Here is a 24,088-nt window from a genome sequence, read left to right on the forward strand (position 1 = left end):
CTGGTAGCCCCCCCCGCCACCGAACGAACCCCGGCGGGGCGGGTGCCGGGGGGGGCTACCAGCGCGACCCGAGCGGTGTCCGCGTTGCGGGCTCAGCGGCCTCTTGTTGCAGTTCTGCGGCGATTGGTTCGAACGTCGACGATGATGCTTTGGCGTCGACCTTTCGTGGCGTGGTGCGCTCACTTCTCCTTGATACCAGCATCCGCGAGACGGCAGTGGGCGTGTAAGGCTTTCCGGCACTCGACAGATATCCCGCCCCAGCCAGCGCCTTAGCGACGTCGGCCAGGGTGCGTTGGCGGCCATTGACCGGATACCGATGCAGCTTCTTTGCGAGCGCGATCAGTTCCGGCCCGCCCGCGATCTCGGAATAGTTCCTGCGGCCGCCGACCTTCCGGCCCGTCTCGCGCCGCTTGCGCTCGCGGGCACCGCGAAGCTTCTCGACCAGCATTGCCTTTTCGAATTCCGAAACCGCGCCGAGCACCTGCCGGATCAGCCGCGCCGTCGGCGTGTCGGCCACGAAGCTGTCCGGGCTATCGACGGCGATCAACTCGATACCACGCGCCTTCAACATCTCGTGGCCGGTTTCCTGAACGATGAGGTCGCGGGCAAAGCGGGAGGCGGTCTCGACTAGGATCGTGCGCACGCCATTCGACAGCAGTCGTTCCAGCATCGCCGAGAAGCCCGGCCGCGTCGTCACCGCATCGGCACCGCTGACTGCCGCGTCATAGTAGCTTTCAACGATCTCGTAGCCAGCCGAGCGGGCGAATGCCTCGATGGCCTCGCGCTGCCGTCGCTCGCTGTCCTTGTCTGAGCCGACATTGGCCGCAGATGAAGTTCGCAGATAGGCGACAGCCTTGATTAAATCCTTGTCTTGCATGGGATACAGCCTGACATCCATATCAATTGCTTGAGCATTTGACAAATCTTGGCGCGAAAATGGCCGGAAATCAAGTTCGGAAAGTGCCGACACTAGGATAGCGCTCCAACGTCCGCCATCTCTGTGCTACAGTGCAATTTCAACACGCACAGGAAGTATGTGCCGAACACGGGCTGGAGCCGGAAGTACCGCCACGCTTCCGTTACTGGATTGACCCGCGAGGAGGATCAAGCATGTCTGACCGCACCGACGTAGGCCCTCTGCAACTGGGCGAAACGGCGCCCAATTTCGTGCTCGACGCGATTACCCGCGAGGGCACAATCGCTATCGACGATTTCCGTGGCGAGAAACCAGTGCTGGTTGGGCTGTATCGAGGTCTCCATTGTCCTTTTTGCAGGCGTCATATCGCGACGATTTCGCTGCTCACCCAAGCCCTCAACGAGAAGGGCATCGAAAGCCTGACAGTGGTCAACACGCCCATCGAGCGGGCGCGCCTCTATCTGCGGTACCATCCGATGCTCGGCCTGCTCGCGGCATCCGATCCGGAGCGGACTTCACACCGCGCCTTTGGATTGCCGAATATGCAGATCACCGAAGACGAGAGCGCATGGCCGCAAAAGGTTTCGATGAGCGATGCGAAGTCGATGCGGGTCGACTTGCCGGGCGAGATGCCGGAGCCGATGGACCCGTTTGCGGCGCTCGAATATCTGAACAAGAAGGACAGCTACGATATCACGGAAGCGGATCAACAGATGATGGCCACCGGCATGGGGCAGCTCGTCGGCCAGTTCCTGCTCGACCGCGACGGTGTCGTTCGCTGGACCTCCACCGAGGTTCTCGATGGCGGCCTGTTCGGCGCTCCGAATACGCAGGAGCTAATGTCGGCAGCGTCGCACATTGGTCAGTAGCGGCGCAGTTGCGGACATCGGCTGCACGGATAGCAGGTGTTATGCAAACCGTTAGTTCGAGCCGGGGTCGACGCGCTTCGGCGCGAAGCGCCTCACCCACTCGTCGATGCTGATTTGGCTATCGGTGGTGGGTGTCCGGAATGGCTTCCTGATCGTGCTGTTGATCTCTGCCTTGTCAACGACAAGGCCCAGCAGTCGGGCCTTGGCCATGATTGACGCAACACCGGCACCGGGATTTTTCGTAGCGACAGCTAGGTCGAGCATGTCGACGAGTTCAGCAACCAAGTCGTCGACCGTGATCTGCGACCGCCTTGCAGCCTTGGCCTGCAATTCAGCGACGCGGGCGGCCACCTTAGGCAACCTGACCATCTTGGACGCCTCCACCTCTGCGGCATTGCCACGCGCCGTATAACCGGCCTCGATGTAGGCTCGCGATTGAGGAAGGCCCTCGGAGAGGCCAAGACAGAAACGCTCCTGCCGTATGTTCAATTTGGTGTGTGGCATGGTGGTGTCAGGATACCGCAGCCGCTTTCCTGACGCCACAGAAAGTAATCTCAATCAGTTGGCCGCCGCCATTGGCCCCAATTGCCAGAGGCCAACAGGTTCCGGAACAAAGTGCCGGGTAATCTTCTTTCGTGTAGTATGCTGAAGGTAGCGCACACGCCTCCAGTGAAGTCTCGACCACCTCACAAGGAGCAACCACAATGCGTAAATGTCTCGCAGCCATCACTCTTGCCGCGATCGCGGCGTCCATTGTGCCCAGCGCGGCTCAGGAGGCCAACACGACGTTCGGTGTGCTCGACTGCGTTGTCGCAGCTGGCACTCGCTACATCATCGGCTCGAAAAAAGCTCTGACATGCACCTTCACGTCGGCCAATCCGAAGGTCGCACGCGAAACATACGTGGGGGTCATCAGGAAGTTGGGGCTGGACGTCGGTCCGACGCCGAGGGCAGTGCTGCGATGGCGGGTCCTTGCGCCAACCGGTAACGTCTATGCGCCCGGCGTGCTGGCCGGTGACTACAGCGGCGTTGGTGCCGAAGCAACGGTCGTGGTAGGCGCTGGTGCCAATCTTCTGGTTGGAGGATCCAACAGGACCTATACGTTGCAGCCACTCAGTGTCCAGGTGCAGACCGGCCTGAACGTTGCAGCCGGTGTGACCAGTTTCCAACTTCGCGCCGCCAAATAGAGCCCACACCGCACGCCCGAGCCCATCACCCGGCGTCCATCGAATGCCATCAAGGAGGTGACCCGGACGTGCAGTCGGGGCACTTGGGGCACTTCATTGTATATCCGACGTAGGGGAATTGGGGCGCTAACACACACCATACGTCGATTATGGAGAGAAGTGCCCCAAGTGCCCCGAAACGCATTTTTCATTGCCATGTGATGCGGATACCGAGATAACCCCGGACGCCCTCGCGCTTGTGCGGGTAGATGCCCGCGCGCCCGGCGAGCGCGCCAACAAGTTGCTTTTGCGTGCCGGGGTTTTCGCCAGTCCGCAATGCGAAGTCTTTCCATGACGCGAACAGCCGTTGTCGACTTTCGAAGCCGTCGGCAACTCGTTCGGTGCATTGTTCGAGCCATGCGCCGATGGTGTCCTCGCCGTCGAGATATTCCTGCGTGGCGGCCAGCACGGCGGGCGGTGGCGACAGGCCGAGCCGTCGCCAGTGTCGGGCACCCTCGATCATCCATGCCAGAATGCCCGGCCATTCGTCCCTAAGCCGGTCGGAAAAGCCGAGGATGCGCTTGTCGTCCGGGATGCGAACGATGAACGGAACCATATGAAATCGGCGCTTGAACGCGTCGTCGACGCTGGTGAGGGCCGGCTTGTTGTTTCCTGCAATCATGAGCTTGAATTGCGGCGTGTATTCGAAAAAGTCCTGCCGCATAAATCGCGCCGAAATGCGGTCACCGCCGGTCAGCGTTTTGATACGGGTTTCGTCCCAACTGCGGCCCCTGGCTGTTTCAATCGCTGTCACCAGCCTTGCGCCTTGCAAGGAGGCAAGGTCGGTCGGGTGGCGGTCGGATGCCGAGGCCGTAAAAGTATCGATCCCGGCGGTCTTGGCATAGTCGCCCATGACGCCGGATATGGTTTCGATGAAGGTCGACTTGCCATTACCGCCCGGTCCCCAGAGGAAGAACAGCGCATGTTCGATGGTCAGCCCAGTCAGGCAGTAGCCGCAGACGCGCTGAAGATAGTCAATCAGTTCGCCGTCGCCGCCAGTCACGAGTGTTAGAAACTCCAGCCACAACGGGCAATCGTCGCCGGGCCCGACAGCCGTCGACTTGGTCATATAGTCGCCGGGAATGACGCGGCGGCTGCAATCGTCGGTATCAAGCTGGATGACTTCGCCATCGCAATTCAGCGCCGTCGGATCTTCGTCCCACTGGTCGACTACGGCGGCTAGCGCCGGATCCGAGCGGGCAAGCACGACGACAGCGGCAACCGTCTTGGCCGATAGTATCCTCCCTCTATCTTTTGGGGGCGCGCTGGCCGCATCGTCCCGGCACAGGGCCCGCGCATAGTTGAATATCGTCAGGATCTCGTCGGGTGCCCAGATAACGCCGTCAAAAAGCATCCAGCGAGACCAGCCGTCGACGTAGCGGGTTCGCATCGCATGGCGGCGAGCGAACTCAAGCGCCAGCGCCTCGTCGGTGTGTTCCTTGACCGTGTCCAGTTCGGCGACGGCGCGGATGCGGCTTTCGTCCTTCACGTCGCCACCTCCTTCTGTCGCCTCGGCGGTGTCGTTCCTGCAAGGTGTCGTCGGTGCCTTCGGGCGATGCCGGCCAGAACGATGGTTTCTGTTGCGGAAACCGCTTGTCGTTCGCCGACCAGTAGCGCCGGCTCTCCTTGCGTGCCGCAGCGGCAGCAGCGATGAACAGCGCCGTCACGGTAATGTCGGGCAGCTTGCTGCTCATCGCGATCTCCATCGCGACGCGGTGCGACCAGGCGGCACGGCAACAAGGCGATGATCGCGCCGCCATGCGCGGATCGCAGCAGCTTCGATAGAACGCCCTTCGCGTGCCGGAGGTGCGAGCGATGACGCCGGGCGCACCGGCACCAAGCCAAGCGCAGAACGGCGACCGTTCAGATCGCGAAAACTCGCCGCCGTTGATCGATGAATAACGTAGCGCGGCTCGCCATCATCAAGGTCGAGGAGAGGTAGGTCGTGCATCGCGGTCTCCCTTGAGAGAGGCCGCCGGTGCTTGACGATCGCATAAGGGATAACTTATATCTTCCGGGCGGTCCAAGCCCCCGAAATACAAGTCCCGAACCCCGTTGGTCGCCAAGGCCGGCGGGTTTCGTTTTCTAGGCGGCCTTGCTGCGCCCGGTCAGTTCCGAGGTCGAGGCCACAGGGGCGGTCAGCGAATGCTTGAGCCACGCGTCGAGAAACTCGGGCTCGTAAAAGACGTTGTTGCCCAGCTTACGGAACTGCGGGCCGCCGCCCTTGAGGCGCAGGTTGCGCAATGACACCGGCGCGCGGGTCACTCCCCTTTCGCGCAGATAGTCACACGCCTGTGTCGGGTTCAGCAGTGTCATGGAAACCTCCCTTGATGGCTGGGAGGGACGATGGGGTATTTCGACGAGCACTTGATCGGTGAGAAACCGCTTATTTTGCCGCCGCTGTTTTCACCTATTGTTTTCGGTACCGAACGATGGTCCTGACAGAAACCGGATCACAGTGACCTTCCTCGATGACGGCAAGCACAAAGGTGACATAGGCGCTCACCTTGTCGATGACGACAATGCCGTCTTCATCGGTCGTTTCGGTAAACCATGCGGTTGCCTTCTTCTTGGGGAAGTGGCTCTCGAAAATCCCGGCAAGGTGCTCGCCGACGAACCATTTCCGCACGCTCTCGAGTTCAAGCGGCGCGTCCAGACCCGTTACAAACTGCTTGGCTAATTCCTCAAAGCCCCGCAACTCCCTGACAAAGTCGGCATAGGGGGCCAGTTGCGCCCGCCACCACTGGCCCTCGTTATCGGCCCTGTCCCACAAATCGACGAAAGCGCGCGCCTGCTCAATCAGTTCGCCACCGCGTTTGTCGGGGTTAAATGATCTGACGTTTTTGAAGGTCTGGCACCAGAAGTGCGCGCGGTCGAGGGCGCGGCCAAACTGCACTCGGTCCAGTTCCCGAGGCACATCGAGCCTTGCAGCAACTCGCTCAAGAATGCGGTCGACCGCCGCAGCCGAGAAGATGGATGGAAATCGCGCCTCAGCGTCGGCGGCTTTCTTCCGGGCCTCGGCCCTTTCCCGCCGCTGCGCCTCTGCCCTTTCCCGCCGCTGCGAATGGACATCTGGCGGCGGTTTCCGGACCAAGCGTCTGGCCGCAGCGTCGGCGGCAGCTGTGTCTGTCAGCGGTTTCCGGGCCACGCCTTCATCCCGCCCGCTTTTTCATCGGCAGGAGCTTGCCGGGCGTCTTACCGGCCAACGCAGCAGCGATGCCGCGCGGGTTGCAGCTTTCACGGCGGGCGATTGCTGCATGTGAGCATAGATCATCGTCGACCGCGTGTCCTTGTGGCCGAGAATGGCCCCCACCATCGGTAGCGCCTGCCCGCCCGACACACCGTGCGAGCCGAGAGTGTGCCGCAGCGTGTGCGGGGTCACACCAGGAAGATCGGCTTTCTTGACGACCATCGGCCATATCCGTTTTGTGCCCTGGAAGTGGCCGCCGCCGCGCGACGCCGGGAATACCCACGGTGACAGGCCGTCCGGCTGATCGGCGTCGGCATAGCGCGGCAACGATGCCAGCAAGGCCGCAGCCGGTGCCGAAAGCGGTCGGAAGCTTCGTCCGGTCTTGGTATCGTCCAGGGCGAGGCAGCCGAGATCGATTTGGACTTCCGTCCATTTGAGTGCGGCGATCTCGTCGCGGCGGCAGCCGGTCAGCGCCCACAGTCGGACGATGTCGAGCGCCTTCGGATTGATGCCCTCGGCCTCCAGTTCCTCCAGCGCCTTGCCGAGCCGACCGACTTCTTCCAGGGTCAGAAAGCGCGTGCGCTTGCCGTCGACCTTGTTGACCGCCGCCTTCACGCACGGGTTCTCCGACACGTCGAAGGCCGGATGCCGGATTGCGAAGGTGAAGACGCTCGACAGATCGCGCACCACCTTTCGGGCCTGGCCCTCGCCGCCCCTGACGATGATGCGGCGGCGCGGCCCGACCTTCTCATCCTTGGCGGTCCGGCCACCGGCGATGTCCTTCGCCATGCGCTCGACATCGGTCGGCGTGACTTCAGAGACGCGCTTGGAACCGAGAAGCGGCACAACATGGTGCCGGAGCCGGTTCACCATCCACTGCTTGTTGCGCGGCTTCATTGGCTGGCCGATGCGAACCCCGCGCAGGATGGTGCCGCCTTCCTCCTCGTAAAGATCGACCAGCGATTTGATTGTGTGCTCGCGCCGCTTTGCGATCTTGTCGCGGATCGGGTCTTCACCCTCCGAAACGCCATGCAGGATGTCTTTCGCTCGCTTGCGCGCTTCGTCGGGCGGCAGGACGGTGACGGCGGCAAAGGTATAACGCTTTGGTGGTGTCCCGCGTCCGCCGGGGTGCGGACGGTATTGCACTTGCCAGCTTTTGTCGCCGGATGGTGCCACGCGGACGCAGAAGCCTTTCAGATCGGTGTCGTAAACCCGATAGGCCGCTTCTTGCGGCTCCAGATCGTCAACAACCGTCTTCGTAAGTTTTCGTTTTTGCATCTGCGCCGCCTTGTCGGTTTGCGTGTCGCATCGGCATTCCGTTGCTACACCGTTGCTACACCGTAGAAAGATTGGTAGATACCTCCTAGGTATGCCGCAGTGACACAAAAGGCAATAAAAATCGAACGTTAGGTGATTTTGGAGTGTCTTTCAGAAACCCGCAGAAACCCGCAGAAATGCGCAGAACCACCCTTCACACGGGTGGGGTCGCAGGTTCAATCCCTGCATCGCCCACCAATACCCGCTTCCGGTACAAAGCTACCATCCGCTTCGCAGCCGCCTACGCTTCGAACTTCCGCCTCATGGCCAGGTTTGCCATGACCCGGTTCATGCGATTCGCCAGGCAGCTGGGTACACATCACTAAGCGCTGTCTACCCTTGGAATCGCTCAAGCTGCACATTGAACGCGGCCGGGAGAAAGTTGACGGACGATAAAATCGTCCTAGGTGAACTGCTATCTCAATGGCCCGCGAACTGACGAGGGGAATCGCCGTCGACCTCCTGCTCCGACCAGTTGAAACTGCGCAATTGCAAATGCGTCCGGCTTCCGCGAACATTGCTGGACCCCATCAAGGGCCCGTAGCGGCCGACCCGAAACTGAGCCCTGGCTTCCCAGCCCGCTGTCATGGCGGCCTCGGGGATGACCCTGGATCCAGCCAGCGACCTTAAAGTCAAAAGGGAGGAATAACCGATGAACCTGACAAAACACCTTGCCGGTGTGGTGATCGCGTCGACCTGTCTGTGTGTGCCGGCGCTGGCGCAGACCAAGTTGACCATGTGGTATCACGGCGCCGGCAATGAGGTGGAGTCGCGAATCCTCAACCAGATCATCTCCGACTTCAACACCAGCCAGTCCGACTGGACGGTGACCATCGAGAGCTTCCCCGAGAAGAGCTACAACGATTCCGTTGCGGCGGCGGCCCTGGCGGGCAACCTGCCCGACATCCTGGATGTGGACGGGCCCGTCATGCCCAATTGGGCCTGGGCCGGCTATCTGCAGCCGCTGCCGATCGACGAGAGCGAGTTCGCCGACTTCCTGCCCGGCACCAAAGGCGTGTGGGATGGCAAGCTCTATTCGGTCGGTCTGTGGGAGGCGGCGGTGGCGCTTTTTGCACGCCAATCGACGCTGGATGAATTGGGCTTGCGCACCCCGACCCTCGACAAGCCCTGGTCGAGAGAGGAATTCATGGCCGCGCTCGATGCCGCCAAGGCCTCCGGCAAATATGAATTCGCCCTTGATCTCGGCATGAACGACCAGGCCGAGTGGTACTCCTATGCCTTCTCGCCGTTCCTGCAGAGCTTCGGCGGCGACATTGTCGACCGTTCGACCTACAAGACCGCGGAAGGCGCGCTGAACGGCGAGGCTGCGCAGGCCTTTGGCAAGTGGTGGCAATCATTATTCACCGGAGGCTATGCGCCGGGCACCAGTGAGGACCCGGCCGATCAGCAGACCGGTTTCATCGGCGGCAAGTTCGCCTTCCAGTGGAACGGCAATTGGCGCGCGGTGGCAACGATGGAAGCCGTGGATGACGTTGTCTTCCTTCCAGCCCCCGATTTCGGCGCCGGCAACAAGATCGGCGCGGGATCCTGGCAATTCGGCGTCTCGGCCAAGTCCAAGCATCCGGAAGGCTCTGCCGAGTTCATCAAGTTCGCCGCGCAGGACAAGTACCTGGCCGCCTTCTCCGACGGCATCGGCCTGATCCCGCCGACGCCCTCGGCGGCGCAGATGACGAAGAACTACAAGGATGGCGGCCCGCTCGCGGTGTTCTTCGACCTCTCCAAAGCACAAGCTCTGGTGCGCCCGGTCACCCCGGGCTACGTGGTCCAGGCCAAGGTCTTCACCAAGTCATTGGCCGATATCGCCAATGGTGCCGACGTGGCCGACACGCTTGACGCGGCGGTCGACGAGATCGACGCCGACATCGAAAGCAATGGTGGCTACGGCCACCGCTAGATCTGTCGCGCCGGGGTCCTCGCCAGCCGCGGACTCCACCCTCTTTGGCTTGCTGGGCGGATACGGCAAATGGCGTCGAAACTAACCCTGTCGAACCGGGCGGGCTGGACATTCGCCCTGCCGGGCTTCGCACTCATCTTTACATTCATCGTCCTGCCGTTTTTCTTCGCGATCGGTCTGTCATTGACAAATCAGCGGCTGCTGTCGCCGAACCCCACCCAGTTCGTCGGGTTGGAAAACTATCAGCAGCTCCTGGGCCTTGCGGTGGTGACCCTTGAGCCAGAGCGCAACGATGCTGGCGAAATGATCCGAAACGAGGCCGGCGAAATCCAGTATCCGCGCCTGCGTGCGATCACCCGTAGCGACGACTATCCTCAGTATCGCGGCATGCGCGAGTGGTTTCGCTGGCAGTCCGGCGAGAACGTCATGATCGTCATCGCCAGCGACGTTGTGTTCATGAAGGCGCTGGTAAACACCGTCCTGTTCGTCCTGGTCGTGGCGCCGGTGCAGGGCAGCCTCGCGCTGATGCTTGCTTTGCTGATCAACCACAAGGTCAGGGGCATCAACCTGTTCCGGACCATCTACTTCATGCCGGTGGTGGTCTCCATCGTCGTGGTCTCGCTCCTTTGGCGGTTCATCTATGACGGCCAGAACGGGCTGTTGAACAGCATCCTCCAGGCCCTCACCTTCGGCCTCTTCCCGCCCGTCGACTGGCTCGGCAATCCCTCGACCGCGCTGCCCGCAGTCATGGCCATGTCGATCTGGCAGGCCGTCGGCTTCCATATGGTCATCTGGCTGGCCGGGTTGCAGACGATCAGCCCGACGCTCTACGAGGCCGCCGCCATCGAGGGGGCTTCGATGTGGCAGACCTTCCGCTATGTCACCTGGCCGGGCCTGCGCAACACCGCCGTGCTTGTCCTTGTCGTGATCACCATGCAGGGCTTCGCGCTTTTCGCCCAGATCGACGTGATGACCAATGGCGGTCCGCTCGACAGCACCCAGACCCTCGTCTTCCAGGCGGTCGAGCGCGGCTACGGCAAGCAGGACATCTCCGGCGGCTCGACCATCTCGGTCATCCTGTTCGCGATCGTGCTGGCGATCTCACTCACTCAGCGCTGGCTGACACGGGAGCGTTAAGATGGCCTTCAATCCTGACAATTACGGCCTGAGGCTCTTCGTCCGCTATCTGGTGCTGTGCCTGATTGCCTTGATCTTCATCTTTCCGCTCGTGTTCATGATCAACTCGAGCTTCAAGCCCGACAGTCAGCTCCTCGCGGACACCTCCAGCCTGCGTGCTTTCCTGCCCGTCGGGGACATCAGCCTCAACAACTATTTCGGAGCGTTCCGGCGGGCGCCTGTCGGCCTGTTCGTCCTAAACTCGGTTCTGGTCACCGGGGCGACCGTCCTTCTCTCATTGTTGATCTGTTCGCTGGCCGCATTCTCCTTCGCTTTCCTGCGGTGGAAGGGGCGCGACGTGGTGCTCTCGATCGTCATCGCCACGCTGATCATCCCTTTCGAGACCATCGCTATCCCGCTCCTGCTCCTGGTCTCGAAACTGCCCTGGATCGGGCTTGATGGGCTGCACTGGGGCTGGCTCAACACCTACAGGGTACAGATCATCCCCTGGATCGCCGATGGGCTGACGATCTTCCTGTTCGTGCAGTATTTCAAAGGACTGCCGGGCGAGCTAATCGAGGCAAGCCGGGTGGAGGGCGCGAGCTGGTGGCAGGTCTACTGTCGCGTTGTCATGCCGCTTTCAGGGCCGGTTCTGGCGACTGCCGCCATCCTGAAGTTCCTCGTGATGTACAACCAATATCTCTGGCCGCTCATCGTCGTGCAGCAGGAAAACTACCGCCCGGTCATGGTCGGTCTCGGCTACTTCTTTCAACTCAACGTCGCCTGGGGCGAAGTCATGGCCTATCTCACCCTTATCACCGTCCCGGTGCTGATCTTCTATCTCTTCCTGCAGCGCGCCTTCATCGCATCGATCGCCTCGACCGGTGTGAAGGGCTGAATGCATGGTTCTCGCGCTCAAACGCCAGTGGATCTGGGACGACTGGTACGCCCATGACGGCAAGCGCGGGCACGGCTATTTCCTCAAGGCCGACCAATCGATCGGTGATCCCGGATTGCCGCACATGAACCAGGGAGCCATTGCTTATGGCTGAGGTCTCGCTCAAGGCCGTCAAGAAATCCTATGGTCGCGTCGACGTCATCAAAGGCGTCGATATCCACATCAACGATGGCGAGTTCGTCGTCTTTGTCGGACCGTCAGGTTGCGGGAAGTCCACCTTGCTGCGGGTGATCGCCGGACTCGAGGACATAACCGAAGGCATCCTCGAGATCGGAGGCCGGGTGGTCAACGAACTCCCACCCAAGGAACGCGGTGTTGCGATGGTGTTCCAGAACTATGCCATCTTTCCGCACATGACGGTGCGCGAGAATATCGCGTTCGGCCTTACGATCGCGGGCGCTTCCAAGCAGGAAAAGGAGCAGAAGGTGGCCGAGGCCGCACGCATCCTGCAAATGGAACATCTGCTCGACCGCCGCCCAAGTCAACTTTCGGGCGGCCAGCGCCAGCGAGTCGCTATCGGGCGCGCAATCACCCGGAAACCGTCCGTATTCCTGTTTGACGAGCCGCTCTCCAACCTCGATGCCGCGCTGCGCATGGACATGCGTATGGAAATCGGCCGGCTGCGCAGGCAACTTGGCACAACGATGATCTATGTCACCCATGACCAGGTCGAGGCGATGACGCTGGCTGACAGGATCGTCGTCCTCAAGGACGGTCAAGTCATGCAGATAGGAGCGCCGATGGAACTCTATCACGAGCCGGCCAACAGGTTCGTAGCCGGCTTTCTAGGAGCCCCGTCGATGAATTTCCTGAAGGTCGACGTCCTCGACCTCGATGGCGAAGCGGCAACAGTTGGCAATCAATCCCTGGAGCCGATCAGGGTAGCGACCAGAAGGCGCTCCTTCCGGAAAGACGGCAAGGCCATCCTGGGTATCCGTCCGCAGTACCTCCGGGCGGCGCAGCCTGGAGAAGGCATGCTGCATGGCGTCGTGGCACATACCGAGCGGTTGGGCAGCGAGACGGTCGTGGACCTGACACTTCGCGACGATCACGAGCTCATTGCCGCCTTCGATGAAGACAAGATCTTTGAACCGGGTGACGCCCTGGAGCTCACGTTCGACACGGCCTTAGCCCATCTCTTCCCCGACGAGGCGTGAGTTGCAGACGTGAGCAACGACAACGCGATGCGGCGGCGCGATTCGCGAGTGTCCATTCCAGAACCCCGGAACAAACCTGCATGGCCGCGAGTTTCTACTCCTTGAAGAGTGAGGGAAAGCCATGTCCAGACGTGTTTTGGCGACAGGTGTCGTAGTCCTCCTTCTCGGCGGACCGGCCCTTGCCGCAGACGGAACCCAGCTGCCGCCGCAGAATGCCAGGAAACTGTCGGAAATAATCGCCAAGGTCGAGCAGCGCGACGACTTTCGCTACGTCGACGAGGTCGGCTGGGACAGCGGCTCCTACACCGTCACCTATTACACGACCGACAAGGCGAAGGTCGAAATCACCTACGATCCGGTGACAGCCGAGCCGAAATAGATCGCGGCCATCTTCCCCCAGCCGATATGTGCGGCCGGCTTTCTCTTGAAGGACCGGGAACAATTCCGGCAGGTTACAGCGCAGCCTGGGGACGATCCCTCGGAAGCGGGCAGCGGCGTGGCTTCACCAAGAGCGGGGCGACGGTTCCCGCACGCTTTTCGGCATCCCCTTGCGCCGATGCGCCTTTGATGGCTGACTGCGGCGTGATCATTGAGCCGCACGGGGGTGGGCATGGCGACGGCAAAGCATGTGGCGAAACGCGTTCTGATGATGCTCGCCGGCTATTTCGTTGCGGTGCTGGTCGGACTGTTCGCAGTAGTAACGATCTATGGTGCATTGAGTTCGCTGCCTGATGCACCGGCGTATTTCGATCTCATGGGGGTCTCCCCCATCGCGGCGCTGGTCGTGCCGCCGCTCGGCATGTTGATCTATTTCCTGACGATCATGATGACCGGCCTGCAGACGCTGATCTTCGCGCTGATCGCCGAATTGTTTTCGCTGCGCAGTTTTTGGCTGCATATGGTCTTCGGCGCCGCAGCAGCGGCTGCCGGCTTCTTCCTGATCTGGCCGAGCGCGCCGGAGGACCTGAGCCCCGAGCGCTGGGCCGATATCGGCATCATCGCCGCCGCCGGTCTGGTCGCCGGCCTGGCTTACTGGCTGATTGCCGGGCGCGAGGCCGGCTTCCGGCTCCCGCTCTCCCTACGCTAATGTATGTCGCGCAAAAGTGTGCAGCGGTTTTGCGATAACGACATGCATAAAACAAAACAGCAACCTAAAGTGCGTCGCATGAGGCCGGTCAAACGCGACGCGCTTTAGAATCTCAGCTTGCCGGCGAGCGCACCGCTTCCGTGCTGTCGAGTGCCTGCTGCAGCCGCGTGTCGCGGTCATAGACGTCGCTGAAATATTCGACTTTGCCGGACATGTCCGGCCAGGCGGTGAAATAGGCGACATAGATCGGGATCGTGCGCGCCACCTTTTCGGTCGAATGTCCGTGCTTCAGCTTCTCCGCAATGTAGTCGACCGAGGTGCCGAGCACGGCCGCCGCCATGCCGCGCGGATCCTGCAGACGAACGCAGCCATGGCTGAGTGCGCGCATGTCACGCTGGAAAAACGACTTTTGCGGCGTATCGTGCATGTAGATTGCGTGCTTGTTGGGGAACAGGATCTTCAGTTCGCCCAGCGCATTGGCCTCGCTCGGCAGCTGGCGCACGCCATAAGGTACTTTCGCGCCATAGGCACCCCAATTGACCGAGGAGGAGGGAATGCGCTTGCCGCGCCCGTTGATCACTTCGTAGCCGGCGCGGTCGAGATAGCCGGGATCCCTGCGCAGCCGGGGCAGCATCTCGTTGACGAGGATCGACTGCGGCACGCCCCAATAGGGATGGAAGTCGACCTGCTCGACCTGATCGTAGAAGAAGGAAGTCTGGTTGGTGGTCTTGCCGATGACGGCGCGAGTCTTCAGCTTCTCCTCGCCATTTTCGATGTAGCTCGCCGTGAAGGCCGGCTGGTTGATGAAGACGCGCGGACTGCCGAGATCGGATGGCAGCCAGCGCAACTCTTCCAGCGCGACCTGCACCTTTTGAATCTTGTCGGCCTTGGACGTCCCGACCAGCGCCGCGACGGTGCGCGGACCGATGACGCTGTCGCCCTTCATGCCAGCCTTCTTCTGCACTGCCTTGATAACCGGCACCAGTTCCGGATCATAGACCTCGCTGGTGGCGAGCCTGGCCAATATCTCGCCATAGGCGCCGCCCATCTCGTCGTCTAGATTGCGCGCGATCTTCGCCAGAAGCTTCGGCAGTTCGGGGCTGGTCTGCCCAGGTTTCAGCAACAGCTTGGGGTCAACGACGATCTCGTCTTCGGCGCTGGCCTGAAGTGATTCCAGTTCGACGCGCAGCGCCTGGTATTCCGCATTCTGCGGATGCCGTGATTCGAGATAGGTGCGCACTTGCTGGGTGCGCACCAGCGTTTTCAGCACGCCTTCGATGTCGAGCGGCTTGGCCGGGAAATCATAGTAGCCGGTGATGCGATTGGGATCGACGCGGCCGCTTTGCGCGTCGTGGACATAGCGCAAGACGCGCGCCGACAGCGCCATCTCGAAGCGGACGAGTTCCTGCAGCCGCGCATCGGCCCCGCCGGTCGATGCGCCGGCGGCGGGCACTTCAACCGAATAGTCGGCCGGCGTCAGGCCATAGCTCGTCGCCTCGCCAAGCACCCGCACCGCATCCTGCGCGCGACCGTTTGGGCCGGTCCCGGTCACCCAGATGAAATCCGGATTGGCCGAGTAATAAGCGATCAACGCCTTGGCAATGTCAGGTTCCGCATAGAGCTCGTAGTCGCCGAGCCCGGCAATCGCTTCGCGAAAGGCGTCGCTGGTGAGCGACGGTACAAAGGCAGCGTCCTGTGGTGCCACCGGCTGTGGTGCTGCCATCAATGTCGCAAAATCGACACGCACCAGCCGGTCGGCCTTATAGGTATAGTAGGACGGGCTGTTGATCCTGCTGCCACCACCAGCGAATTCTCTCGGCCTCGGCCTGTGCCTCGGCGGCGGAGGGAAATCACCGTGGGGCGCGCGCCTGATACCACCGCCGAAAAGCCTCTCGAAAAGCCCTTGCGCGTCCGCCTGCGGCATGCCGAAGGCCAGCATTACCGTGACAACTGCAAGCGGCATCACGGTTGCTTTGTTTCCGAGGAATTTCATGGATCACCCGCTCCGGCTGCAACCGGTTCCCGTTCCGTATCGCTTGACGGTCTCGCCCACCGCATGGCGGGATGTAAGACGCGACCACACCGATTCATACCGATTTCGTTAAGCTTCCATAAATTTCGGCTATCCTGTTGCAGAACAGTTTCACAACGCCGTGACAACTAAAGCGAATTGGGCCCGCTCCGGTTCCCGAAAATAGTGCACGGGTCAGGCGTTGGCGCCGCCGTCGATCGTCAGTGCGGCGCCTGTCACAAAGCGCCCTTCGGGACCGGCCAGCCGGGCGACCATCCCGGCGATCTCTTCCGCCTTGCCGAAGCGGGGCGTCGCCATCTTCTGTCGCTGGTGCTCGGCGTGCGGGCCACTGGCCGGGTTCATATCGGTATCGGTCGAGCCAGGATGAACGACGTTGGCGGTGATGCCGCGCGAACCGAGGTCGCGCGCCAATGCCTTGGTCAAGCCGACCAGTGCCGCCTTGCTGGCCGAGTAGGCGCTGAGGCTGGTGTCGGTGACACGCTCCGCCAGATTGCTGCCGATCGAGATGATCCTGCCACCCTCGCCCATATGCACGACTGCCGCCTTCGAGGCCACGAACGGGGCTCTGACATTGACCTCCATGGTTTCATCGAAGTCGGCGAGCGGCAATTCATCGATCGGCGCGGCGCGCCAGATACCGGCGCTGTTGACGAGGATGTCCAGTCGCCCGAAGGTCTTCACTGCCTCGCTGACCGCCTCCTGGATCGCGGCAGCGTCGCGATTGTCGGCTTTGAGAGCAATGGCGCGACCGCCGGCTGCCTCGATTTCCCCGACGACAGCGCGGGCCCGCTCCTCGCCATTCACGTAAGTGAGTGCGACGCTGGCGCCGTCGGCCGCGAGCCTTCGCGCAATCGCTGCGCCGATGCCGCGGCTGCCGCCGGTGACGAGCGCAGCCTTGCCGTTCAAGCCTTGCGATGACATTCTTTTCTCCTTTTTTGTAATGATCGATACATAAATGTCTGCCAGCCTTGCCCGGGTGCGTCAATAGATTTATGTATCAATCAACACAGAAAGGATGCCATGCCCGAACGAGGCCGTCCCCGCACCTTCGATCGAACCGCTGCCTTGCGGCGCGCAATGGAGGTGTTTTGGGCCAAGGGCTACGAAGGGGCATCGATGAGCGAGCTGACCGCGGCGATGGGCATCAACTCGCCCAGCCTCTACGCCGCCTTCGGCAGCAAGGAAGCGCTCTTCCTCGAAGCGGTCGAGCTCTACACGCAGGTCGAAGGCACCGATATCTGGTCCGCACTGGAAAAGTCGCCGACGGCGCGCCAGGCGGTCGAGCGCTTCTTGCGCCAGACGGCCAAGGCCTATTCGCAGACCGATCGTCCGCAAGGCTGCCTGATCGCACTCGGCGCGCTGCATCAGGACTCAAGCCGCGGCGCCATCTGCGATGACCTGCGCCGCCGTCGCGCCGAAAACCGCGCAGCCTTGCTGAGACGGCTGGAACGCGGCGTGGCGGAAGGCGAATTGCCGGAAAATTTCGACTGCCGCACGGCTGCGACCTTCTATGCGACGGTGCAGCACGGCATGTCGATCCAGGCGCGCGACGGCGCATCGCGCGCCGCCCTTCTGGCGACGGTGTCTGGGGCCATGGCGGCGTGGAAGGTGATGGCCGGCACGGACGCGGCATGACAACCGCGACCGCTATGGCGGCTGGACTCCGGGTTGGGCCGGAAAAGCAAGATGTTCAGGTCAATGCAGCAGCGACGGTTCCCGGTGTTCGGCAACGAAACCGATCGCGCGCTCGACCACGCCCCTATCGGCGAGAATGCGGCGATGGCCGAGCCCATCGGCCCAGTAAAGCCTGATATGGTCGCCGGCGCCGGCATAGAGCCTTGCATGGTCGGCGGACACTTCGCGGTCGTCTGGCGCATGGATGACCAGCGTTGGCACCGGCGTGCTGGCAAGCTGGCGGTCGCCGGTGAATTCGTGCAGCGGTCGGCCGGCGATGCGTTCGACCCGGTCGGCCATAGCGGCCTGCGAGCGTGGGCCGACACTGAGCATGCGGCTGAAATCATTGAAAATCGCCGGCAGGGAGCTCGGCGCCGCGATCAGCACCAGCCGCTCGGCCGCCAGCGGCGGAATGTTCTTGACCGAACCGACAACGGCATTGGCGGCGACGGCACCGCCGAAGGAATGGCCGACGACCGCCACGAACGGACCGAACCATTCGCCGGTCAGCCGTGCGGCTTCGACAGCGCTGACCAGTGTCAGCCGGCGGCCCTGCGATTGGCCGTGGCCCGGCAGGTCGAGCGAGACAACCTTGTAACCGGCGTCACGATAGGCTTCGATCAGCGCGCGCATATATTCGGTGCGCGAACGCCAGCCATGGATGACGAGCACCGTGCCGGCGGCCCGCCTGCCCGGCTCTGGCCTGAATTCATGCACCATGACGCAGCCGTTTTTGGTCTTCAGCCGATGATGGCGCGCCTCGGCCATGAAGCCGGCGGCGCGGTCGACGGCGCGTCGCTCGCCGCCGCTGAGAACCTTGGCGTTCGGCGTGCGGCAGAACAGTTCGAACGCCAAGCGCCCTGTAAGGCGGGGAGCCACGTGTTCGGCGGCAGCAAACACGCCCCGGATGACCTTCAATCCAAATGATGCCATAGTGGCGATCCATCCATTCGTTCAAGCATGAACATAATAGTTCAAACATGAACATTAAACAAGAGCTACCCTGGGACAACCCGCGTTTTCGCAACTGGGTCGCGGTGGCGCGCGCCTGCCATGTGCTGGAGCGCACGCTGGCGGTGAAGCTCGCGCCGCTGGACCTGAAGCCGGCGCAACTCGACGTGCTGATGAACCTGTACCGCCATCCCGGCATGTCGCAGCACGATCTCGCCCGCCGGCTGCTGGTGGGCCGCTCCAACGTCACCATGCTTTTGCCGCAACTCGAGACACGCGGCCTGCTGCGCCGCGAAGGCGATCGGAAAGACAAGCGGGTGCTGCGGCTGACCTTGACCGAAGCCGGCACGGAACTGCTGATGCAGGCGCTGAAGGTCCATATGGCGCTGATCGAGAAAGCGATGAGCCAGTCGACGCCGGAGCAATGCGACATGATCGGCGAGCAGATGCGCAAGATTGCCGACGTGCTCAAGGAAGCGTGACCCGCTCACCACATCGACTTTTTCGCGCGCTCCGGCCATTCCTTGTCGTAAGCCTCGCCGTCGATGGCTTTCCGGCTGGTGATTTCCAGGATTTTTCCGGGTGTCGGCAGCGACTTCGGGTCGACATGCCTCGCCGGGTTCCACAATTCCGACCGGACAATGGCGCGGGCGCACTGGAAATAGACCGAATCGACATCGATGACCGTGACCGAACGCGCCGGTCGGCCGTCGACGCTGAACGAGGCACACAGCGCGGCATCAGTGGTGATGTGGGCGCGGCCGCTGACGCGCAGCGTCGTGCCGCAGCCTGGGACCAGGAACAACAGGCCGACGCGCGGATCGCGAATGATGTTTCTTAGCGAATCAGCACGGTTGTTGCCGCGCCGGTCCGGCATCATCAGGGTTTTCGGATCGTGGATGCGGACGAAGCCGGCGAGATCGCCGCGCGGCGAGCAATCCAGCCCTTCCGGCCCGCTGGTCGCGAGCGCGGCAAAAGGCGAGGCCTCGATGAAAGCGGCGTACTCGGGGATCACATGGTCGAGTTCCTTGACCAGCGAAGTCTCGCCGGGCTGACCATAGAGCGCTTCGAGCTGTTCGACCGTGGTAATGACGGACATGTTTTCGTCTCCGAACCTTTGCCGGCGCTACTCCAAATCCGTGACGTTTTGACGACACCTGCTGCACGTCAGTTCGGCCGTCTGGAAACGGGTGTCGAACCAGCAATATTAAGGGCAAGCCGCGTTGATAGCACGATACTGATCGTGCTGCCGAACACGGAGAACCAAAAATGGATAAACCTCAAGGACGACGCGTCGCCATGGAACTTCTTGAAAATATGTTCGAGGCTGAAATGCGCTTCCTGCAATCAGGGTCGGAGAGCCTCGATATGCTTGCCAGCGCATTTCACGCGGAAGTTGTCGTGCATGAGCCGCAGTCCCTGCCCTATGCCGGTGACTGGAATGGCCTCGACGGCGTTGGCGCCCTTTTCCGCAAGATGCGGGAAATCTGGAGCGACGTGACCGTAGAGAACCTTCAGGCCGCCCAAAACGATGACATGGTATTCATGAGCTGCACACTTTCGCTGACGTCGCGGGCCAATGGTGCAACCATGAAACAGCCATTTGCCGAAGTCTTGCGCTTCAAGGATGACCGGCTGATCGAAGGCACGCCGTTTTATTACGACACCAGCGAAATACTGGCGATCCTGCGTTGACCGAGCGTCCCGCGGAAACCATTCAACGATCGCGGCTTAGCCCCTTCTCTTCCAGCTCGGCGAGATAGGCGGCCCAGCGTGCGTCCTTCTCATGACCCAGCGTATGCAGGTAATTCCAGGTGAAGATGCCGGTATCATGAAAATCGTCGAAGGTGATGCGGACGGCATAGTTGCCGACCGGTTCGACATTCAGGATCGCAACATTGCGCTTGCCGGGAACGGTCACGCGCTGTTCGGGCGAATGGCCCTGCACTTCGGCCGATGGCGAGGCCACCCGCAGCAGCTCCGCCGGCAGTTCGAATGGCTGATGGTCCGGGAATGTCACGGTAAGCAGCCTGCGGTCCTTCGAGACCCTGAGTTCCTTCGGCGCCGTCATGGTGATAAGTTCCGCATCATCTATCCTTTCCCTACGCCGCTTCGCGCAGCGGGAAAAGGCCGCTTCGAAACTTCCGACACGATCTGTCGGCGGCGCGATGTTGCCTAGGATCGAAACTTCTTATCTTGAATGGCAGGTTGGATCGTATCACATAGCCATATATAACGAAGCCGTTCGCAGCCACGGGAAACGCACCAGCATGGACATGATCGATCCTTTTGGTCGCACGATTAGCTATCTGCGCGTGTCGGTCACCGACCGCTGCGACTTCCGCTGTACCTATTGCATGGCCGAGGACATGGCGTTCCTTCCCAAGAAGGATCTGCTGTCGCTGGAAGAGCTCGACCGGCTATGCACGGTTTTCATCGAAAAGGGCGTCAGGAAATTGCGTCTTACCGGCGGCGAGCCGCTGGTGCGCAAGAACATCATGCATCTGGTGCGTCAGATTTCGCGTCATCTCGAGAGCGGCGCTCTGGAAGAACTGACGCTGACCACCAACGGCTCGCAGCTTTCGCGCTTTGCCGCTGAGCTCGCCGATTGCGGGGTCAAGCGCATCAACGTTTCACTGGACACGCTGGACCCGGAAAAATTCCGCCGGATCACCCGCTGGGGCAATCTCGACAAGGTCATGGACGGCATCGACGCTGCGCAGGCAGCGGGGCTGAAGGTGAAGCTCAATGCGGTGGCGCTGAAGGATTTCAACGACGCCGAGCTGCCCGAGATGCTGCGCTGGGCGCACGGCCGCGGCATGGAGTTAACGGTCATCGAAACCATGCCGATGGGCGAGATCGACGCCGACCGTACCGACCAGTATCTGCCGCTGTCGCTGCTGCGCGCAGCACTTGAGCGGCAGTTTACGCTGACCGATATCCCCTACAAGACCGGTGGTCCGGCCCGCTACGTCCACGTCGCCGAGACTGGTGGCAGGCTCGGCTTCATCACGCCGATGACGCATAATTTCTGCGAGAGCTGCAACCGCGTCCGGCTGACCTGCACCGGCACGCTCTATATGTGCCTCGGCCAGGAGGATGCCGCCGATCTGCGTGCACCATTGCGTGCATCCGAAGGCAATGAACTGGTCGCCGACGCCATCGATGAAGCCATTGGCCGCAAGCCCAAGGGCCATGATTTCATCATCGACCGCCGTACCAACCGTCCCTCGGTGTCGCGGCACATGAGTGTCACCGGCGGCTGATCTTCTCGGTCACAACGCCGAAATAAATCCTGCCGCTCTTGCGAGAAGGATGTAGCGGGCCACGCGAAAGGCTGTGGCCCAGCCCTTTAACGTTGCTGCCTTATGACCGGCTGCTACAGGCTTGATGCAAAAGCACAACCGGTAACGCCTTTGCTTCTTTCCCCAAATCTTCGCGGCGCGCTGTTCATGGTGGTGGCCATGATTGGTTTCACCCTCAACGACGCGATCACCAAAGTCTCGTCGGAATCCATGAACATGGCGCAGGTCATGCTGATCCGCGGCGCCTTCGCTTCGCTTTTCGTGGGCCTGCTTGCCTGGCAACGCGGTGCGCTTGCCCTGCCCGGCTCGATGCTGCAGCCGATGGTTGCGGTGCGCGTCGCCGGCGAAGCCGGTGCCACGGTGTCGTTCCTCATCGCCCTTGCCCATCTGCCGATTGCCAATGTCTCGGCCGTGCTGCAGGCGCTGCCGCTGGCCGTGACGATGGGCGCAGCGCTTGTGTTCAACGAAGGCGTCGGCTGGCGGCGCTGGCTGGCCATCGCCATCGGTTTTGCCGGCGTGCTGATCATCGTGCGGCCCGGCTTCGACGGGTTCAGCATCTATTCGCTGCTGGCGCTGGCCTGCGTCGGCTGTTGTGCGGTGCGTGACCTGGCCACCAAGCGGATACCGCAAGCCATTCCGACATTGCTGGTGTCGACCACAACGGCACTCGCCATGACAATGCTCGGCGCGGCGCTGCTTTTGCCAATGGGCGGGTGGACACCGATGACGGGTGAAAGCACGGCGTTCCTGGCATTGGCGGCAGTGCTCGTGGTCATCGGTTACCAGTTCATCATCATGGCGATGCGGGTGGGCGACATCTCGTTCATCGCGCCGTTCCGCTACACAGCCCTGCTCTGGTCGATCCTGCTTGGCCTGTTCATCTTCGGCGACGTCCCCGACCTGCCGATGATCCTCGGCGCCATCGTCATCGTCGGCTCCGGCCTCTACGCACTTTACCGCGAACGGATCGTCGGCCGGCGAAAGACAGCCGCCGAAAGCGCTGGACCTGATATGGCGCCGGACGGCATATAGGCTTGCCGTTCGCGGCGAGTGACCGCATGGACGATAGACGATGACTAAAGAGATTGCCGGCGTCATTCTGGCCGGTGGCCAGTCGCGGCGAATGGGCGGCGGCGACAAGGGCCTGCTTGCGCTTGGCGGCGGCAGCCTGCTGGACCAAGTCGTTGCGCGCTTTGCTCCGCAGGTCGGTCCGCTGGTGCTCAGCGCCAATGGCGACCCGGCACGGTTTGCCGGGGTTGGGCTTCCGGTGGTTGCCGATACGGTAAAAGGTTTTGCCGGACCGCTCGCCGGGATCCTGACCGGCCTCGAGTGGGCTGCCGCGAACACGACTTGCGAGGCCCTTGTCACGGCCGCGGGCGATACACCGTTCCTGCCCGAAAATCTGGTTGAACGGCTGGCCGCGGCGGTCGACGAACGTCCCGGCACTATCGCCGTCGCCTGTTCCGGCGGCAAACGGCATCCGACATTCGCGCTCTGGCCGTTGGAGCTCCGTGAGGCTCTGCGGCGTTTTCTGGTCGACGAGGACATCAGGCGGGTTTCCGCTTTCATCGACCGGCATGAATTTGTCGATGTGGAATTCCCGATGCTGACCTCGGGAGGCCATCTGCACGACCCTTTCTTCAACATCAATACGTCAGATGACCTTGTTCGGGCCGAACGTCTGTTGCAGAGGATGGAGCCATGATGAGACGCGTCTTCGGTGTCACCGGCTGGAAGAATTCCGGCAAGACGACACTGACCGAAAAGCTGGTCGCCGAACTCGTTCGGCGTGGCTGGAAGGTGTCGACGGTGAAACACGCCCACCATGATTTCGACATCGACAAGTCGGGAGCGGACAGCTTTCGCCACCGGCAGGCCGGAGCCACGGAAGTCGCCATCGTGTCGGACAGGCGCTGGGCCCTGATGCACGAATTGCGCGGCGAGGACGAACCGACGCTGGATGCGATCCTGTCGCGGCTCGGCACCTCCGACATCGTGCTGGTCGAAGGCTACAAGCGCGAAGCGCACAGCAAGATCGAGACGCGGCGGCTGGAGGCTAAGGACCGGGCACCGCTTTCGGCAACTGATCCGCATATCGTCGCCATCGCCGCCGACTTCGCCATAGCGGGCCAAAGCCTGCCTGTCTTCGATCTCGACGACACGAAATCGATAGCCGACTTCATCGAGCGCACGACAGGTTTGACGCGCTGAGCCACTGCCGACGGACATTCGGCCGCCCCCTATTTCCTCGTTGGTATGCCTGCCCCAACGTCAGCATTGTCTGGGAATGCGAAACCCCGCAAGCAACGGTTTTACAGTTGCTTTTTCTTGGGAAAGAATGGGAGTATCGCGCCAGCGGGCGGTCAAAAGAACCG

28 protein-coding genes are annotated in these 24,088 nt (G+C 61.7%); 17 read left to right on the forward strand and 11 right to left on the reverse strand.

Translation table 11 applies throughout. The features are described 5' to 3' along the window. Positions 1–55: 55 nt before the first annotated feature. Entirely contained in the window at positions 56–877 is an 822-nt protein-coding gene (locus AC0L3I_RS09005) for a recombinase family protein (protein ID WP_473526679.1), read from the reverse strand. 233 nt (positions 878–1,110) lie between these two features. Here AC0L3I_RS09005 and AC0L3I_RS09010 point away from each other — a divergent pair, with 233 nt between their 5' ends. Next, positions 1,111–1,785 (forward strand): peroxiredoxin-like family protein, encoded by a 675-nt coding sequence (locus tag AC0L3I_RS09010; protein ID WP_127857081.1) that lies wholly within the window; start codon positions 1,111–1,113, stop codon positions 1,783–1,785. Between the two features lie 51 nt (positions 1,786–1,836). Here AC0L3I_RS09010 and AC0L3I_RS09015 read toward each other — a convergent pair whose 3' ends face one another. Then, complete coding sequence (locus AC0L3I_RS09015) at positions 1,837–2,289, reverse strand: terminase small subunit (protein ID WP_473526680.1); 453 nt, start codon at positions 2,287–2,289, stop codon at positions 1,837–1,839. Positions 2,290–2,489: 200 nt separating this feature from the next. On the opposite strand from AC0L3I_RS09015, the gene AC0L3I_RS09020 reads away from it, so the two are divergent. After that, entirely contained in the window at positions 2,490–2,972 is a 483-nt protein-coding gene (locus tag AC0L3I_RS09020; RefSeq protein WP_473526681.1) for a DUF992 domain-containing protein, read from the forward strand. Positions 2,973–3,159: 187 nt separating this feature from the next. Here AC0L3I_RS09020 and AC0L3I_RS09025 read toward each other — a convergent pair whose 3' ends face one another. Continuing rightward, positions 3,160–4,500, reverse strand: coding sequence for a phage/plasmid primase, P4 family (locus tag AC0L3I_RS09025; protein WP_473526682.1), 1,341 nt, complete (start codon positions 4,498–4,500; stop codon positions 3,160–3,162). Positions 4,501–4,661: 161 nt separating this feature from the next. On the opposite strand from AC0L3I_RS09025, the gene AC0L3I_RS09030 reads away from it, so the two are divergent. Further along, positions 4,662–4,796 carry a hypothetical protein gene (locus tag AC0L3I_RS09030; RefSeq protein ID WP_473526683.1) on the forward strand — a complete coding sequence of 45 codons (135 nt, stop codon included), beginning with the start codon at positions 4,662–4,664 and terminating at the stop codon, positions 4,794–4,796. Positions 4,797–5,096: 300 nt separating this feature from the next. Here AC0L3I_RS09030 and AC0L3I_RS09035 read toward each other — a convergent pair whose 3' ends face one another. The 3 genes from AC0L3I_RS09035 to AC0L3I_RS09045 form a co-directional block, all read right to left on the reverse strand. Then, on the reverse strand, positions 5,097–5,327 hold the full coding sequence (locus AC0L3I_RS09035; RefSeq protein WP_473526684.1) for a hypothetical protein: 231 nt from the start codon (positions 5,325–5,327) through the stop codon (positions 5,097–5,099). A 94-nt stretch (positions 5,328–5,421) separates the two neighbouring features. Further along, positions 5,422–5,907: a hypothetical protein gene (locus AC0L3I_RS09040; RefSeq protein ID WP_473526685.1), complete on the reverse strand. Its 486-nt coding sequence runs from the start codon at positions 5,905–5,907 to the stop codon at positions 5,422–5,424. A gap of 273 nt (positions 5,908–6,180) precedes the next feature. Further along, entirely contained in the window at positions 6,181–7,479 is a 1,299-nt protein-coding gene (locus tag AC0L3I_RS09045) for a tyrosine-type recombinase/integrase (RefSeq protein WP_473526686.1), read from the reverse strand. Between the two features lie 691 nt (positions 7,480–8,170). Between AC0L3I_RS09045 and AC0L3I_RS09050 the strand changes: the two genes are divergently transcribed. From AC0L3I_RS09050 to AC0L3I_RS09080, 7 genes are all read left to right on the forward strand, one after another. Continuing rightward, on the forward strand, positions 8,171–9,433 hold the full coding sequence (locus AC0L3I_RS09050) for an ABC transporter substrate-binding protein (RefSeq protein WP_123151349.1): 1,263 nt from the start codon (positions 8,171–8,173) through the stop codon (positions 9,431–9,433). 69 nt (positions 9,434–9,502) lie between these two features. After that, complete coding sequence (locus AC0L3I_RS09055) at positions 9,503–10,570, forward strand: carbohydrate ABC transporter permease (protein ID WP_473526687.1); 1,068 nt, start codon at positions 9,503–9,505, stop codon at positions 10,568–10,570. A 1-nt stretch (position 10,571) separates the two neighbouring features. Beyond that, positions 10,572–11,447 (forward strand): carbohydrate ABC transporter permease, encoded by an 876-nt coding sequence (locus tag AC0L3I_RS09060; RefSeq protein WP_123151345.1) that lies wholly within the window; start codon positions 10,572–10,574, stop codon positions 11,445–11,447. Between the two features lie 4 nt (positions 11,448–11,451). Beyond that, a complete protein-coding gene (locus AC0L3I_RS09065; protein WP_473487360.1) occupies positions 11,452–11,601 on the forward strand; it encodes a hypothetical protein in 150 nt (49 codons plus the stop codon). Next, complete coding sequence (locus AC0L3I_RS09070; protein WP_123151343.1) at positions 11,594–12,664, forward strand: ABC transporter ATP-binding protein; 1,071 nt, start codon at positions 11,594–11,596, stop codon at positions 12,662–12,664. The genes AC0L3I_RS09065 and AC0L3I_RS09070 overlap by 8 nt, the downstream gene beginning before the upstream one ends. A 121-nt stretch (positions 12,665–12,785) precedes the next feature. Further along, positions 12,786–13,043, forward strand: a complete 258-nt coding sequence (locus AC0L3I_RS09075; protein ID WP_123151342.1) for a PepSY domain-containing protein — start codon at positions 12,786–12,788, stop codon at positions 13,041–13,043. Positions 13,044–13,274: 231 nt separating this feature from the next. After that, positions 13,275–13,751 carry a hypothetical protein gene (locus tag AC0L3I_RS09080; protein WP_123151340.1) on the forward strand — a complete coding sequence of 159 codons (477 nt, stop codon included), beginning with the start codon at positions 13,275–13,277 and terminating at the stop codon, positions 13,749–13,751. Between the two features lie 112 nt (positions 13,752–13,863). Here AC0L3I_RS09080 and AC0L3I_RS09085 read toward each other — a convergent pair whose 3' ends face one another. Beyond that, positions 13,864–15,744: a L,D-transpeptidase family protein gene (locus AC0L3I_RS09085; protein ID WP_473487363.1), complete on the reverse strand. Its 1,881-nt coding sequence runs from the start codon at positions 15,742–15,744 to the stop codon at positions 13,864–13,866. 213 nt (positions 15,745–15,957) lie between these two features. Next, positions 15,958–16,704, reverse strand: coding sequence for a 3-oxoacyl-ACP reductase family protein (locus tag AC0L3I_RS09090; RefSeq protein WP_473526688.1), 747 nt, complete (start codon positions 16,702–16,704; stop codon positions 15,958–15,960). Positions 16,705–16,803: 99 nt separating this feature from the next. Between AC0L3I_RS09090 and AC0L3I_RS09095 the strand changes: the two genes are divergently transcribed. Next, positions 16,804–17,418, forward strand: a complete 615-nt coding sequence (locus AC0L3I_RS09095; RefSeq protein ID WP_473487364.1) for a TetR/AcrR family transcriptional regulator — start codon at positions 16,804–16,806, stop codon at positions 17,416–17,418. A 60-nt stretch (positions 17,419–17,478) separates the two neighbouring features. On the opposite strand, the gene AC0L3I_RS09100 is transcribed toward AC0L3I_RS09095, so the two are convergent. Continuing rightward, a complete protein-coding gene (locus tag AC0L3I_RS09100; RefSeq protein ID WP_473526689.1) occupies positions 17,479–18,390 on the reverse strand; it encodes an alpha/beta hydrolase in 912 nt (303 codons plus the stop codon). Positions 18,391–18,437: 47 nt separating this feature from the next. On the opposite strand from AC0L3I_RS09100, the gene AC0L3I_RS09105 reads away from it, so the two are divergent. Then, positions 18,438–18,890: a MarR family winged helix-turn-helix transcriptional regulator gene (locus tag AC0L3I_RS09105; RefSeq protein WP_473487366.1), complete on the forward strand. Its 453-nt coding sequence runs from the start codon at positions 18,438–18,440 to the stop codon at positions 18,888–18,890. Positions 18,891–18,895: 5 nt separating this feature from the next. Here the strand turns inward: AC0L3I_RS09105 and AC0L3I_RS09110 are convergent, their stop codons facing one another. Further along, positions 18,896–19,507, reverse strand: coding sequence for a pyridoxamine 5'-phosphate oxidase family protein (locus AC0L3I_RS09110; protein WP_473526690.1), 612 nt, complete (start codon positions 19,505–19,507; stop codon positions 18,896–18,898). Positions 19,508–19,707: 200 nt separating this feature from the next. Between AC0L3I_RS09110 and AC0L3I_RS09115 the strand changes: the two genes are divergently transcribed. Continuing rightward, complete coding sequence (locus AC0L3I_RS09115) at positions 19,708–20,103, forward strand: nuclear transport factor 2 family protein (RefSeq protein WP_473526691.1); 396 nt, start codon at positions 19,708–19,710, stop codon at positions 20,101–20,103. Between the two features lie 22 nt (positions 20,104–20,125). Here the strand turns inward: AC0L3I_RS09115 and AC0L3I_RS09120 are convergent, their stop codons facing one another. Continuing rightward, complete coding sequence (locus AC0L3I_RS09120) at positions 20,126–20,479, reverse strand: gamma-butyrobetaine hydroxylase family protein (protein ID WP_473526692.1); 354 nt, start codon at positions 20,477–20,479, stop codon at positions 20,126–20,128. A gap of 199 nt (positions 20,480–20,678) precedes the next feature. Between AC0L3I_RS09120 and moaA the strand changes: the two genes are divergently transcribed. The 4 genes from moaA to mobB all read left to right on the forward strand — a co-directional run bounded on the left by moaA (position 20,679) and on the right by mobB (position 23,924). Continuing rightward, entirely contained in the window at positions 20,679–21,674 is a 996-nt protein-coding gene (gene moaA / locus AC0L3I_RS09125) for a GTP 3',8-cyclase MoaA (RefSeq protein ID WP_473487368.1), read from the forward strand. Between the two features lie 150 nt (positions 21,675–21,824). Then, the gene (locus AC0L3I_RS09130; RefSeq protein WP_473487369.1) at positions 21,825–22,745 is read left to right on the forward strand and encodes a DMT family transporter; all 921 of its coding nucleotides are present in this window, start codon (positions 21,825–21,827) and stop codon (positions 22,743–22,745) included. Positions 22,746–22,785: 40 nt separating this feature from the next. Continuing rightward, the gene (gene mobA / locus AC0L3I_RS09135) at positions 22,786–23,418 is read left to right on the forward strand and encodes a molybdenum cofactor guanylyltransferase MobA (protein ID WP_473526693.1); all 633 of its coding nucleotides are present in this window, start codon (positions 22,786–22,788) and stop codon (positions 23,416–23,418) included. Then, on the forward strand, positions 23,415–23,924 hold the full coding sequence (gene mobB, locus AC0L3I_RS09140) for a molybdopterin-guanine dinucleotide biosynthesis protein B (RefSeq protein WP_473526694.1): 510 nt from the start codon (positions 23,415–23,417) through the stop codon (positions 23,922–23,924). The genes mobA and mobB overlap by 4 nt, the downstream gene beginning before the upstream one ends. The last annotated feature ends 164 nt before the right edge of the window (positions 23,925–24,088 follow it).

This window comes from Mesorhizobium sp. WSM4840 (genome assembly GCF_055811755.1).

What these genes read in the sequence shown, in the direction of transcription:
- AC0L3I_RS09005 (WP_473526679.1), bottom strand. Translation starts at nt 877, where the DNA reads ATGCAAGACAAGGATTTAATCAAGGCTGTCGCCTATCTGCGAACTTCA.
- AC0L3I_RS09010 (WP_127857081.1), top strand. Translation starts at nt 1,111, where the DNA reads ATGTCTGACCGCACCGACGTAGGCCCTCTGCAACTGGGCGAAACGGCG.
- AC0L3I_RS09015 (WP_473526680.1), bottom strand. Translation starts at nt 2,289, where the DNA reads ATGCCACACACCAAATTGAACATACGGCAGGAGCGTTTCTGTCTTGGC.
- AC0L3I_RS09020 (WP_473526681.1), top strand. Translation starts at nt 2,490, where the DNA reads ATGCGTAAATGTCTCGCAGCCATCACTCTTGCCGCGATCGCGGCGTCC.
- AC0L3I_RS09030 (WP_473526683.1), top strand. Translation starts at nt 4,662, where the DNA reads ATGAACAGCGCCGTCACGGTAATGTCGGGCAGCTTGCTGCTCATCGCG.
- AC0L3I_RS09035 (WP_473526684.1), bottom strand. Translation starts at nt 5,327, where the DNA reads ATGACACTGCTGAACCCGACACAGGCGTGTGACTATCTGCGCGAAAGG.
- AC0L3I_RS09045 (WP_473526686.1), bottom strand. Translation starts at nt 7,479, where the DNA reads ATGCAAAAACGAAAACTTACGAAGACGGTTGTTGACGATCTGGAGCCG.
- AC0L3I_RS09050 (WP_123151349.1), top strand. Translation starts at nt 8,171, where the DNA reads ATGAACCTGACAAAACACCTTGCCGGTGTGGTGATCGCGTCGACCTGT.
- AC0L3I_RS09055 (WP_473526687.1), top strand. Translation starts at nt 9,503, where the DNA reads ATGGCGTCGAAACTAACCCTGTCGAACCGGGCGGGCTGGACATTCGCC.
- AC0L3I_RS09060 (WP_123151345.1), top strand. Translation starts at nt 10,572, where the DNA reads ATGGCCTTCAATCCTGACAATTACGGCCTGAGGCTCTTCGTCCGCTAT.
- AC0L3I_RS09065 (WP_473487360.1), top strand. Translation starts at nt 11,452, where the DNA reads ATGGTTCTCGCGCTCAAACGCCAGTGGATCTGGGACGACTGGTACGCC.
- AC0L3I_RS09070 (WP_123151343.1), top strand. Translation starts at nt 11,594, where the DNA reads ATGGCTGAGGTCTCGCTCAAGGCCGTCAAGAAATCCTATGGTCGCGTC.
- AC0L3I_RS09075 (WP_123151342.1), top strand. Translation starts at nt 12,786, where the DNA reads ATGTCCAGACGTGTTTTGGCGACAGGTGTCGTAGTCCTCCTTCTCGGC.
- AC0L3I_RS09080 (WP_123151340.1), top strand. Translation starts at nt 13,275, where the DNA reads ATGGCGACGGCAAAGCATGTGGCGAAACGCGTTCTGATGATGCTCGCC.
- AC0L3I_RS09085 (WP_473487363.1), bottom strand. Translation starts at nt 15,744, where the DNA reads ATGAAATTCCTCGGAAACAAAGCAACCGTGATGCCGCTTGCAGTTGTC.
- AC0L3I_RS09090 (WP_473526688.1), bottom strand. Translation starts at nt 16,704, where the DNA reads ATGTCATCGCAAGGCTTGAACGGCAAGGCTGCGCTCGTCACCGGCGGC.
- AC0L3I_RS09095 (WP_473487364.1), top strand. Translation starts at nt 16,804, where the DNA reads ATGCCCGAACGAGGCCGTCCCCGCACCTTCGATCGAACCGCTGCCTTG.
- AC0L3I_RS09100 (WP_473526689.1), bottom strand. Translation starts at nt 18,390, where the DNA reads ATGGCATCATTTGGATTGAAGGTCATCCGGGGCGTGTTTGCTGCCGCC.
- AC0L3I_RS09105 (WP_473487366.1), top strand. Translation starts at nt 18,438, where the DNA reads ATGAACATTAAACAAGAGCTACCCTGGGACAACCCGCGTTTTCGCAAC.
- AC0L3I_RS09110 (WP_473526690.1), bottom strand. Translation starts at nt 19,507, where the DNA reads ATGTCCGTCATTACCACGGTCGAACAGCTCGAAGCGCTCTATGGTCAG.
- AC0L3I_RS09115 (WP_473526691.1), top strand. Translation starts at nt 19,708, where the DNA reads ATGGAACTTCTTGAAAATATGTTCGAGGCTGAAATGCGCTTCCTGCAA.
- AC0L3I_RS09120 (WP_473526692.1), bottom strand. Translation starts at nt 20,479, where the DNA reads ATGACGGCGCCGAAGGAACTCAGGGTCTCGAAGGACCGCAGGCTGCTT.
- moaA (WP_473487368.1), top strand. Translation starts at nt 20,679, where the DNA reads ATGGACATGATCGATCCTTTTGGTCGCACGATTAGCTATCTGCGCGTG.
- mobA (WP_473526693.1), top strand. Translation starts at nt 22,786, where the DNA reads ATGACTAAAGAGATTGCCGGCGTCATTCTGGCCGGTGGCCAGTCGCGG.
- mobB (WP_473526694.1), top strand. Translation starts at nt 23,415, where the DNA reads ATGATGAGACGCGTCTTCGGTGTCACCGGCTGGAAGAATTCCGGCAAG.